An 11,856-nucleotide genomic window follows, 5' to 3' on the forward strand; every position below is an offset into this window, starting at 1 on the left:
AATTTTTAATGTAATAAATTATAAATTTATTTATTTTATTTATTATCGTTCATTTATTTTAATAAATTTTTTTAGTTTAGGACCAATATATTCTGCTTTTGGTCTTATTAAATTATTATTTTTTCTTTGTTCAAAAATATGAGCGCCCCATCCTGATATTCTCGACATTACAAAAATAGGAGTAAACAAAAATATAGGAATATTGCAGAAATAATATAATAATGCACTATAAAAATCTACATTAGGAAATAGTTTTTTCTCATTTATCATTATATTTTCAACTGTTTCAGCTATATCAAATAATTGTTCATTATTTCTAAAATTACATAATTTATACGCCCATTTTTTTATAATATTAGATCTTGGATCATATGTTTTATATACACGATGACCAAATCCCATAATTTTCATTTTTTTAGAAAGCATAATTTTTAATTCTTTTTTAATGTCTTTTACATTTTTCAAATGTAACAATAGTTTTATTGCCATTTCATTAGCTCCTCCATGTAAGATTCCACGTAAAGTACCTATTCCAGTTGAAATAGCAGAATAAATATCAGATAAAGTTGATGCTGTAACACGAGATGCAAAAGTAGAAGCATTAAATTCATGTTCTGCATATAAAATTAAAGATATATCAAAAGCTTTATATATCAAAGGATCAGATTCACTATCAAACAGTGATGATAAAAAATATTCACTTAAAGTGAATTTATTAATATTTTCAGATATTTTTTTTCTTTTATAATGAAAATTATACCAATAGCATAAAATACTAGGGAATATAGCTAATAATCTATCAATAATATCATTTTGTTGTATAAAATCTGTTTCTGGCTCTAAAACAGACATAAACATACAACCTATATGTAATACATCCATAGGGTTAGTATTTATTGGTATTTTTTCTAAAATATTTTTTAATACGTTTGGTAATATTCTAAACTTTATTAATTTAAAATTATATTCTTTTAATTCTATTTCATTAGGTAAATGATTATATAATAAAAGATAAGCAATTTCTTCAAAATTAGCATATTTTACCATTTCCTTGATGGAATAACTTCTATAACATAAATCACAATTTTCAGTATCAATATTGGAAATCGCAGATTTTCCAACTTTGATATCTTTTAAACCAGTTAAACATTTATTTTTCATTAAATTCCTCATAAAAATAATTAGTTATTTTTAGTTATTAATTATATTAAATTAATTTCTATTAATTAATGTTATTTAATTAATATTATATTTTATCTCAAAATAAATTCTTTTTATATATAAAAGTATGTTGCTAATTATGGCAGCAAATATTTATTTAAACTATAAAACTTTAGTTAAAAATTTGTTTTTATAAATTTATATTTTAAAAATATCAATACCATATTAAATATGTAATTTAACAATTGAGTTTTAATATAATGATAAAAATCATTTTTGTTTTAATAAATATATTTATATGTAAAATAATATTTTAAGAATAATTTTTACTTTATATTTTAATAGTATAAATAAGAAAAATATTGATATTATATAATATGGCAACTAGAATTATTATTTTTTTTACATTATAATACATAATTTCTTATATGTTAAACGATTAATTTTATTTTTTGGAGAGATGGCTGAGTGGATTAAAGCAACGGTCTTGAAAATCGTCAAAAAGAATTTTAACACTTTTTCCAGGGTTCGAATCCCTGTCTCTCCGTAAATACTGCAAAATTTATTATTATTTTATATATTAAACGTTAATTTAATTGAATTAAGATACATTTATTATGTAATTATTCTTTTATAAAATTTAATTTAAACTATAGATTCTGAATTATTTCAATATTTATACACATTTAAAGATTAAATAAAAATAAAATTTTTATATATCTTTGTTAATAGAATTAAAACAATTAAGAAAATTTTCTGTAGTTTTTTTTGAAATTTCTTTAAAATTTTTATTTTTAATTTCTCCTAAAACTATAGCAATATACTTTAAAAAAGCAGGATAATTTTGTTTTCCTCTATATGGTTCTGGGGCAAGATATGGAGAATCTGTTTCAATTAAAATTCTATTAATAGGTATTTTTTTTACTACCTCTCTTAAATATTCAGCATTTTTAAAAGTAATAATTCCAGAAAAAGAAAGATAAAAATTCATGTCTAGAAAATATTTTGCTATTTGATAGCTTTCATTAAAACAATGTATTACACCACCTATATTTTCTGCATTTTCATTATTCATTATTTCTAATGTTTCTAATGCTGCATTTCTAGTATGTATTATTAAAGGTTTTTTAACTCTTTTTGCAATTTTTATGTGACATTTAAATAATTCTTTTTGTTTTATTTTATTGTTATCTAGTGTTTTTGAGTTAAAATCTAATCCAGTTTCTCCTATAGCAATGCATCGAGAATCATAAGAAAATTCTTTTAAAGAAGATATGTCATATTTATTTTTATTAGGATGTAAACCTGTAGAAATACTCACATTTTTATATAAATCAGATAATTTAGTTAAAGTTATATAATCATTTAAATCTGTAGAAACACATAGTATGTGTTTCACATTATTTTTATATGCATCATTTATAATACAGTCTATGTCTTTATTTGTATGATTAAAATCAATTAAATGAAGATGACAATGAGAATCTACTAACATAAATTAATTCAGTAATTATTAACATAACTTAATATAATATACTCTAAAAAAAAATTAGTATTTACACCATAAGTATTATGGTACTTAATCATCAAATTATATATTCTATCAAGTTGCTTAAATAAAAAATCAATGGAAAATTGTTCTGATAAATTAATTAATTTATCCCACTTTTTATCGTTTATACCTTTAAAATGGTAACATATCATTTGTACATTAACAAGATAAATCATCCATATTACATCATAAAAATTATATTTCGACCATTTAGATAAAAAATTACAAATATATAATTTATTTTTAATCAAGTTTTGTAAGTCGTCAATAAATATATTAACTTTAGTTAATATATTTCTTTTTTCATAACTAATATTATTATTCCAAAAATTTAAATCTAAATAGTTATATCGCAATAAAATCGGAAAATTCAATCTGTATTTATAGCATCTACTTAAAATAGTATTTGGTATTATTCCTACTATTTCTGAGCTCAAGATAATATAAAGATAACTAGGAGGTTCTTCAAGTAATTTTAATAAAGCATTTTTTGCATAGATATTGATAGTTTCAATGTATTCTATTACTATAAATTTATATTTATTTATATATGGATATATAAAAGCAAATTTTTGTAACATCCTAATATGATCAATAGTAATTAATTCTTTATGATTATTTAATGTATATATATCGGGATGTTGTTTTCTTTTTATTAACTTACAATTATAACAATTATTACATAGCAATGAATGGTTAGAACAAAGCATTAAAGATATTAAACAATAAATAAAATTTATTTTTTCTATATTAGATATGCTAATAAATAGTATTGTATTTGGTATTTTTTTTTTAAAAAATAAGGTCCTAAAATTGTTCCAAATATCCTTATTATAATAAGGAATGTTTAAATTATTTAGATTTATCATTAAAAATTAAGTTATTTAATTTTAATATAATTACGTTTAATATTTCACTCAAAGATTTTTTATAAACATTAATACAGATTATATCTTTTATAGAGTTAATGAATTCATGATAAGTATCGTATACACATTGAAAAAAATGAAATGATTCTTTTTCAAACCTATCAATCTTATTTCTTTTTAATATTCTATTAAAACATTCTCTTGGACTAATATCTAGGAAAAATGTTAAATCTGGTTTAAATTTATTTAAACAAAAATCAGAAAGTTTAATAATAAACTCTTTATTTATTTTTCTTCCACCATATTGATATGCAAATGTTGATAATTCAAATCTATCACTTAATACACAAATATTTTTTTTTAATGCTGGTTGAATTACTTGTTCAAATAATTGAACTCTTGCAGCATAAAATAAAAGTAATTCTGCTTTAAAACTTAAAAAATTTATATTTTTATTTGTTATAATTTTTCTTATACTTTCTCCTAAAAAAGTTCCACCTGGATCTCTTACGGTTAAAATTCTAAATATAAAATTTTTTAAAATTAAATATTTTTTAATTAAACGTAATATAGTAGATTTTCCAGATCCCTCCAATCCTTCTATAACAATAAAATATCCACAATTATTTTTCATAATCTTACTTTTATAAAGTAACAAATATATAATTTTTTATCTATTTTATTTTTTAAATAAAAATTTAAAGAAAAATTAAACTTTTTTAAATAAAAGACTCCCATTAGTTCCTCCAAATCCAAATGAATTACTTAAAGCAAAGTTAATAATTCTTTTTTGAGGTTTATGTGCCACATAATTTAAATCACAATCTTTATCAGGATAATCTAAATTTATAGTGGGAGGAGCAATTTGATTTTTAATTGCAAGAATAGTAAAAATAGCTTCTACAGCTCCTGTAGCTCCTAATAAATGACCGGTCATAGATTTTGTAGAACTAACAGCTAAGTTATAAGCATGATTTTTAAATAATTTTTTTATAGCTTTTGTTTCATATAAATCATTTAAATAAGTAGAAGTTCCATGAGCATTGATATAATCAATTTGTTCTATATCTATTTTTGCATCTTTAATAGCATGTAACATTGATCTTAAAAATCCTTCTGCTTTTTTATCCGGAGCTGTAATATGATAAGCATCTCCTGACATTCCAAAGCCAATTATTTCTGCATAAATGGATGCACCTCTATTTATTGCATGGTTAAGTTCCTCTAGTATAAGAATACCAGATCCTTCTCCAATAACAAAACCATCTCTATCTTTATCCCAAGGTCTAGATGCTTTTTCAGGTTCATTATTACGTTTTGATAAAGAACGAGTTGCAGAAAAACCAGCTAAACATAATGGATTTGTAGTCATTTCAGATCCTCCACAAATCATAAGATCTGCATCTCCATAAGAAATCATACGAAAAGCAATTCCTATATTATGTGTTCCTGTTGTACAAGCAGTAGATATTGCAATATTTGGTCCTTTTAATTTATATTTTATTGATATCTGTCCAGATAAAATATTTATTATTCCAGAAGGAATAAAAAAAGGAGATATTTTTCTTGGACCATATTTAATTAATTTTTCTTGGTTTTTTATAATAGTTTCTATACCACCAATTCCTGCTCCAACTGAAACTCCTGTACGATAACTAATAGAATCATCAATAACTAATTTAGAATCTTTTATAGCTTCAATGGCAGCAACCATACCAAATTGTGTAAATAAATCCATTTTTTTTGATTCACTTAGTGGAATATAATTTCCAATATTAAAATTTTTAACTTTAGCCCAAATTTTAGTTGTGTATTTAGATGTATCAAATTCATTAACCAATGATACACCACTTTTTCCTAATAAAATATTATTCCATGTTTGATAAACGTTTAAACCAATGGGTGTTACCATTCCTATTCCAGTTACAACAACACGTCTTTTATTCAAAATAAATTAATCCTATTAAAGTTGATTATTTTTTTCTTTTTTTATATTTAATTTAATATAATCTATAGCTTCTTGTATTGTTCCAATTTTTTCAGCTTGATCATCAGATATTTCTGTATTAAATTCCTCTTCTAATGCCATTACTAATTCAACAGTGTCTAATGAATCTGCTCCTAAATCTTGAATAAAAGATGCTGAATTTTTTAATTCATCTTCATTTAAGTTCAGTTGTTCAGCAACAATTTTTTTTACTCTTTTTTCAATTGTATCCATTATTTCCTCTTTTAATTTTAGTGACAAAATATCGTTAAATTATAAACATAATTTTTTTAATTTTTTATTTCATATTAAAAATTAACACATATACATTCCTCCATTAACATGAATAGTTTCTCCAGTAATATATTCTGCACGATCAGAAATTAAAAATAATACAGCATCTGCTACATGTTGAGGTTTTCCTATTTTTTTCATAGGGATATATTTTAATATTTTTTCTTTTATAAAATCAGGTATTTTTTTAGTCATATCAGTATCTATAAATCCAGGAGCAACAACATTTACTGTAATTCTTTTTATTGCTAATTCTTTAGCTAAAGATTTACTAAATCCAATGATAGCAGATTTTGTTGCTGCATAATTGGTTTGTCCAGGATTTCCTATTAATCCAATAACAGAACTTATATTTACAATTCTACCCCATTTAAATTTTAACATAAATTTTACACATAATTTAGTTAGATAAAATATAGAATTTAAATTAATATCTATAACATCAATCCACTCTTTGTCTTTCATTCTTATAAGTAAATTATCATTACAAATTCCTGCATTATTTATTAATATGGAAGGAATTTTTTTTTGTTCATAAAGTATATTAATTAGATTAGTAATTTCTTTCTTATTTTTAAGATTTAAAAGAAAACCTTCACCCAATAAATTATGTTTAATAAAATTATTATTGATATTTTTAACTCCTTCTTCTGTAGAAGCTGTACCAATTATAAAAAACTTTCTTTTAGCTAATGTTAATGCAATAGATTTACCAATTCCTCTATTAGCTCCTGTAATTAAAACAAATTTATTATTTAATTTCATGATTAAAAATTTTCAATTTTACTAATAAATTTTACTAATTTTTCCAAATTTAATTGATTATTAATATTCCATGTTACTATTTTTTTATCAATATTTTTAATAAGATTAGTTAATATATTTCCAAATCCACATTCAATTATTAAATTAACACCATTATTTTTTATAAATTTAATAGTTTTTACCCATTGAACTGGACAATATAATTGTGCTTTTAATAAGGTACGTATATTATTTATTGAATTATAAGGAACTGCATTTACATTAGAAATAATAGGTATTTTAGGAATTTTAAAGTTAACAGTATTTAAATATTGAAAAAATATATTAGCAATATCCTTTAACAAAGGACAATGAGAAGGACTGCTAACATCAATTAATTTAGTAAACATTGCTCCTTTTTTAATGGCTATATCTAATACTTTTTTTACAGCAGTAGAATAACCAGATATAGTAATTTGATTTTTAGAATTAAATCCTGATAAATACACTTTTGCAGTAAATTTACTAACATTTTTACAAATATTAATGATTTTTTTGCTATTTAATCCTACAATTACTGCCATACTTCCTTTATGTTTATTAAACATAATATTATTGTACATTAATTTTTCTCTTTTTATTACTAAATGAATTACATCATTTAAGCTAATTGCATTAGAACAAAATAATGCAGAATATTCTCCAACACTATGTCCAGCCATATAAGAAATAGAATTTAATAAATTTAAATGTTCTAATAATTTAAATAAAGCTATATTTGATATTAATACAATTAATTGTGTATGTTGTATTTTATTTTTATGACCATTAGATTGATTTGTAATCAAATCCCAAATATTGTAATGGATACATTCAGAAATTTGATATAATAAATCTTTTACCATAGGAAAAGAACTTTCTAATTTATGTAATAATTTTATAGATTGAGATCCTTGTCCTGGAAAAACAAATGCTATTTTACGTTTGACCATATATTAATTATCGATTTTAAATATACTTAATAAACATGATAACAATATTTATTTAATAAATATACTCTGTGTGAAATTAATTAAGACTTTTAAATTTAATATCGTATTAACATAGCTCCACATGTTAATCCTCCACCAAAGGATTCTAATAATAATATATCATTTTGTTTAATTTTTTTTTTTTGGCGTATAGCATAATCTAGTGCTAAAGGTATAGAAGCTGCAGAAGTATTTCCTTGCTTTTTAATTGTTATAATTACTTGAGACATAGGAAAATTTAATTTTTTAGCTACTGCTTGGATAATTCTGATATTAGATTGATGAGGAATTAACCAACTAATATCTGTTTTATTTAATTGACAAGAATTTAGTACTTTGTTAATAATATTTTCTATAATTTTTACGGAAAGCTTAAAAATTTTGTTACCTTGCATTTTTATAAAAGATTTTTTTTTCTTATTAGAATAATTTCGATACATTAAAAGTGAGTTTATATCATATTTTGTATATAAAATACTCGATAAAATTCCAGGTTTATTACTTTCACTTAAAATAATAGCTCCAGCACCATCTCCAAATAAAACACAAGTAGATCTATCTACCCAATTTAAAGCTTTTGACATTACTTCACTACCTACAATTAAAATATGCTTTGCATTTCCAGAAGAAATATATTGTTTAGCTATATCCATTGCGTAAATAAATCCACTGCACGCTGCATTAATATCAAACGAAGGTATAGAATGAGTAACATTAAGTGCTTTTTGAATATGAGATGCTATATTAGGAAAAAAATAATTTGGAGTACATGTAGCTACTAAAATTAAATCAATATCAATTGCATTAATACTAGAATTTTTTAATGCATTTAAAGCTGCTTTACATGCCATAAAAGAAGTTGTTTCATAATTTGAAGCTATATGTCTTTGTTTTATTCCAGTTCTTGTATATATCCATTTATTAGAAGTATTTAATTTAGATTCTAATTCTTCATTACTTAATATATAATTTGGTAAATAACACCCAGTTCCATTAATTATAACACTTTTCATGATAATATACCTTGTTTTACATAATTTATCATTCTATCTCTTAGTAAATCAATAACATTATTTTCAACTTCTTTTATTGCTTCTTTAATTGCAAATTCAAAAGCCTTTTCACATGCATTTCCATGACTTTTAATAACAATACCATTTAATCCTAATAAAACAGCACCATTATAATAAATGGGATTCATTTTTTTTTTTATATTTAACCATACAGGCATTGAAATTATTCCTAATAATTTAGTAAAAAAGTTTTTATAAAACGATTCTTTAATTTTAATTAATATTAACTTTGCTAATCCTTCACTAGTTTTGAGTACAATATTACCTGTAAATCCATCACAAATTATTAAATCTACTCTTCCAGTATATACACAATTTCCTTCAACATATCCTATATAATTTATTATTTTAGATTGTTTTAATTTATAAGAAGCCAATTTAATTTGATCATTACCTTTTATATCTTCTATACCAACATTTAAAAGGCCCACTTTAGGATTCATTTTTTTTTCTAAAATCTCGATCAAAGCACTTCCCATAATTGAAAATTGGAATAAATGTCTAGCATTCAAGGTAATACTAGCCCCTAAATCTAAAACACGAGTTTTTCCAATTATAGTTGGGAAAACTGCCATAATTCCAGGTCTTTCAATTCCAGGTAAAGTTTTTAAAAAAAAATTAGATATTGCCACTAATGCTCCTGTATTGCCAGAACTTACACATGCATGAGCTCTTTTTTCTTTAATTAATTTTATTGCTACGTGCATAGAGGAATTTTTTTTATTTCTAATGGCATTTATTGGAGATTGTTCCATAGAAATTTCTTCATGTGTATGAATAACTGAAAATTGTTCATGTTTAGTTATATTAAACTTTTTAAGTTGCGTATAAATTTGTTCTTGATTACCAACTAATAATAACTTTAAATTTGAATTTTTTTTTATTAAACGTACACAAGCTGGTATTGATGCTTTAACTCCGTAATCTCCACCCATTGTGTCAATTGCAATAATTATTTTCTTCAATTTTTACTCTTTTATTTTTTTTGTTTTTTTTAAATATAAAAATTTTTTTCCTTTGTAATAACCATCTTTTGTTATATGATGTCTTAAATGTACTTCTTTAGTAAAATTATCAATAGATAATGCAGGAATATATAATTTATCATGAGATCTTCTCATATTTCTTTTTGAACGAGATTTTTTATTTTGTTGTACTGCCATATAATTTATATCCTCATAATAATAATTTATTAAAATACAAATATAATAATTATACTGTATTTTAATTGAATTTAGTATTTATTAAAATTATTAATATAAAAATTTTAATAAATTTATAAAGAAATTTACATTCAAAAAAATATTTTTCTTATATTTTTAATATAAACAAAAATTAATTTCTATTTTTAATTTTATAGTTTAAAATAATTTAATAAAACTAATTTATGAAATTAAACTATTTTAATGAAAGCAAAAGTAATTGTTGCTATGTCAGGAGGAGTAGATTCTTCTGTTGCTGCTTGGATATTAAAAAAACAAAAATATTTGGTTGAAGGATTATTTGTTAAAAATTGGGAAAAAAATGATATTTTAGGAAAATGTGCATTCAAAAATGATTGGAACGACGCAAAATTAATATGTAAACAACTTAAAATTCCTATTCATTACGCTAATTTTTCTGAAGAATATTGGGAAAAAGTATTTAAATTATTTATTAATGAGTATGAACATGGTAAAACTCCAAATCCAGATATTATCTGCAATAAAGAAATTAAATTTAAAATTATTTTAAAATATTCTATGTCACAACTAGGTGCTGATTTTTTAGCTACAGGGCATTACGCAAAAACATTCTGTCAAAAACAATTATATAGCAGTAGTCCTTTATTACAGGCGAAAGATAAAAAAAAAGATCAAACATATTTCTTACATGCAATTGATCCAAAAGTTTTTAAATATTTATTATTTCCATTAGGAGATTACTATAAAGTAGATGTCAGAAGATTAGCAAAAAAAATAGGATTTATTAATTATAATAAAAAGAGTTCAACAGGACTATGTTTTATAGGAAAAAAAAATTTTAGAAATTTTTTACAAGAATTTTTTCTATTAAAACCTGGATTTATCAAAGATATTAATAGAAAAATATTGGGAAAACATGACGGAGTATATTTTTATACAATAGGACAAAGAAAAGGATTAGGTATAGGGGGTAAAAAAAATACTAATCAATTACCCTGGTATGTACAGCATAAAGATATAAAAACAAATACATTAATTGTAGTTCAAGGAACTAATAACTATTTATTATATTCAAAAAATATTTATTGTGAACCTATTCATTGGTTATTAAAACCATTTAAGTTTCCATTTAATTGTTTTGCAAAAATAAGACATGGATACCGTCAAGAATTATGTACAGTATTTAAATGTAATAATAGTTCAGATTATTACATTGAATTTTTTTATTTACAACGTGCTATAAATCCTGGACAATATATTGTTTTTTATAAAAATAACCAATGCCTTGGAGGAGCAAAAATAAAATATATCATTCATTAATTAAAATTAATACTTAAATATGTATTTAAAATAAAATAAATTATGAAAAATATAAAAAATGATTCATCAAAATTATCATCTAAAATTAATATTTCTATTAAAGCTATAGATAAAATTTATTCTTTAATATCTGAAAAAAATATGAATTCTAATCTAAGAATTAGAATTATCAGTGGTGGTTGTAATGGATTACAATATAAAATATTTCTAGATCAAGAAATATTTAAAAATGATTATATTTTTACAAAAAAATGTTCAGACGGGAAATCAAATATAAAATTAATTATTGATGCAATTAGTTTCCCATATTTAGAAAAAATAAAAATTGATTATTTACAAGATATTAAAGGAGAGAGATTTATTATTTATAATCCTATAGCTCTATCCACTTGTAGTTGTGGAGAATCATTTAATATATTTTAAATATATAAAATAATAAAATTATAAATTTTATTTAAAATATTTATTTTAGTAAATTACAAATAAATTTAATTATAAAATAATAATTCAATAACTAATTTTTTATAATTTATTTTTAAATAGTTTTATTTTTATTATTTTAATTATTATTTACTTATTGTTAAAATAAAATTTTATATGTCAACTATTTTACTAATTTAATAGAACATAAATATGTTTTC

General features: G+C 21.8%; 13 protein-coding genes and 1 tRNA gene. 3 read left to right on the top strand and 11 right to left on the bottom strand.

Features of this window, described 5'->3' with window-relative positions; all coding sequences use genetic code 11:
- Window positions 1-42: 42 nt before the first annotated feature.
- Window positions 43-1,161, bottom strand: a complete 1,119-nt coding sequence (locus RQL38_RS00250; protein WP_338521660.1) for a citrate/2-methylcitrate synthase — start codon at window positions 1,159-1,161, stop codon at window positions 43-45.
- Window positions 1,162-1,615: 454 nt separating this feature from the next.
- Here RQL38_RS00250 and RQL38_RS00255 point away from each other — a divergent pair.
- Window positions 1,616-1,708, top strand: a tRNA-Ser gene (locus tag RQL38_RS00255).
- Window positions 1,709-1,873: 165 nt separating this feature from the next.
- Here RQL38_RS00255 and RQL38_RS00260 read toward each other — a convergent pair.
- The 10 genes from RQL38_RS00260 to rpmF form a co-directional block, all read right to left on the bottom strand.
- Window positions 1,874-2,656 (bottom strand): TatD family hydrolase, encoded by a 783-nt coding sequence (locus RQL38_RS00260; protein WP_338521662.1) that lies wholly within the window; start codon window positions 2,654-2,656, stop codon window positions 1,874-1,876.
- Between the two features lie 8 nt (window positions 2,657-2,664).
- Window positions 2,665-3,582, bottom strand: coding sequence for a hypothetical protein (locus RQL38_RS00265; RefSeq protein WP_338521664.1), 918 nt, complete (start codon window positions 3,580-3,582; stop codon window positions 2,665-2,667).
- Complete coding sequence (gene tmk, locus RQL38_RS00270) at window positions 3,566-4,216, bottom strand: dTMP kinase (RefSeq protein WP_338521666.1); 651 nt, start codon at window positions 4,214-4,216, stop codon at window positions 3,566-3,568. Before tmk ends, RQL38_RS00265 begins: the two co-directional genes overlap by 17 nt.
- 75 nt (window positions 4,217-4,291) lie before the next feature.
- A complete protein-coding gene (gene fabF / locus RQL38_RS00275; RefSeq protein WP_338521668.1) occupies window positions 4,292-5,530 on the bottom strand; it encodes a beta-ketoacyl-ACP synthase II in 1,239 nt (412 codons plus the stop codon).
- Between the two features lie 15 nt (window positions 5,531-5,545).
- On the bottom strand, window positions 5,546-5,803 hold the full coding sequence (gene acpP, locus RQL38_RS00280; protein WP_338521670.1) for an acyl carrier protein: 258 nt from the start codon (window positions 5,801-5,803) through the stop codon (window positions 5,546-5,548).
- A gap of 81 nt (window positions 5,804-5,884) precedes the next feature.
- Window positions 5,885-6,628, bottom strand: a complete 744-nt coding sequence (gene fabG / locus RQL38_RS00285) for a 3-oxoacyl-[acyl-carrier-protein] reductase (RefSeq protein ID WP_338521671.1) — start codon at window positions 6,626-6,628, stop codon at window positions 5,885-5,887.
- Between the two features lie 2 nt (window positions 6,629-6,630).
- Window positions 6,631-7,599 carry an ACP S-malonyltransferase gene (locus RQL38_RS00290; protein WP_338521673.1) on the bottom strand — a complete coding sequence of 323 codons (969 nt, stop codon included), beginning with the start codon at window positions 7,597-7,599 and terminating at the stop codon, window positions 6,631-6,633.
- Window positions 7,600-7,694: 95 nt separating this feature from the next.
- Entirely contained in the window at window positions 7,695-8,651 is a 957-nt protein-coding gene (locus RQL38_RS00295) for a beta-ketoacyl-ACP synthase III (RefSeq protein WP_338521675.1), read from the bottom strand.
- Complete coding sequence (gene plsX, locus RQL38_RS00300) at window positions 8,648-9,676, bottom strand: phosphate acyltransferase PlsX (protein ID WP_338521677.1); 1,029 nt, start codon at window positions 9,674-9,676, stop codon at window positions 8,648-8,650. Before plsX ends, RQL38_RS00295 begins: the two co-directional genes overlap by 4 nt.
- A gap of 3 nt (window positions 9,677-9,679) precedes the next feature.
- Window positions 9,680-9,874, bottom strand: a complete 195-nt coding sequence (gene rpmF / locus RQL38_RS00305) for a 50S ribosomal protein L32 (protein WP_338521679.1) — start codon at window positions 9,872-9,874, stop codon at window positions 9,680-9,682.
- Window positions 9,875-10,117: 243 nt separating this feature from the next.
- Here rpmF and mnmA point away from each other — a divergent pair, with 243 nt between their 5' ends.
- Both mnmA and RQL38_RS00315 read left to right on the top strand, forming a co-directional pair.
- Complete coding sequence (mnmA, locus tag RQL38_RS00310) at window positions 10,118-11,215, top strand: tRNA 2-thiouridine(34) synthase MnmA (protein WP_338521680.1); 1,098 nt, start codon at window positions 10,118-10,120, stop codon at window positions 11,213-11,215.
- 42 nt (window positions 11,216-11,257) lie between these two features.
- On the top strand, window positions 11,258-11,638 hold the full coding sequence (locus tag RQL38_RS00315; RefSeq protein WP_338521683.1) for a HesB/IscA family protein: 381 nt from the start codon (window positions 11,258-11,260) through the stop codon (window positions 11,636-11,638).
- Window positions 11,639-11,856: the final 218 nt, after the last annotated feature.

The sequence above is a fragment of the Candidatus Legionella polyplacis genome (assembly GCF_037013735.1).
GTDB classification, from domain to species: Bacteria; Pseudomonadota; Gammaproteobacteria; order Legionellales; family Legionellaceae; genus Legionella_E; species Legionella_E polyplacis_A.

Coding starts and splice junctions, on each gene's coding strand:
- RQL38_RS00250 (WP_338521660.1), bottom strand. CDS start 1,161: ATGAAAAATAAATGTTTAACTGGTTTAAAAGATATCAAAGTTGGAAAA.
- RQL38_RS00260 (WP_338521662.1), bottom strand. CDS start 2,656: ATGTTAGTAGATTCTCATTGTCATCTTCATTTAATTGATTTTAATCAT.
- RQL38_RS00265 (WP_338521664.1), bottom strand. CDS start 3,582: ATGATAAATCTAAATAATTTAAACATTCCTTATTATAATAAGGATATT.
- tmk (WP_338521666.1), bottom strand. CDS start 4,216: ATGAAAAATAATTGTGGATATTTTATTGTTATAGAAGGATTGGAGGGA.
- acpP (WP_338521670.1), bottom strand. CDS start 5,803: ATGGATACAATTGAAAAAAGAGTAAAAAAAATTGTTGCTGAACAACTG.
- fabG (WP_338521671.1), bottom strand. CDS start 6,628: ATGAAATTAAATAATAAATTTGTTTTAATTACAGGAGCTAATAGAGGA.
- RQL38_RS00290 (WP_338521673.1), bottom strand. CDS start 7,599: ATGGTCAAACGTAAAATAGCATTTGTTTTTCCAGGACAAGGATCTCAA.
- RQL38_RS00295 (WP_338521675.1), bottom strand. CDS start 8,651: ATGAAAAGTGTTATAATTAATGGAACTGGGTGTTATTTACCAAATTAT.
- rpmF (WP_338521679.1), bottom strand. CDS start 9,874: ATGGCAGTACAACAAAATAAAAAATCTCGTTCAAAAAGAAATATGAGA.
- mnmA (WP_338521680.1), top strand. CDS start 10,118: ATGAAAGCAAAAGTAATTGTTGCTATGTCAGGAGGAGTAGATTCTTCT.
- RQL38_RS00315 (WP_338521683.1), top strand. CDS start 11,258: ATGAAAAATATAAAAAATGATTCATCAAAATTATCATCTAAAATTAAT.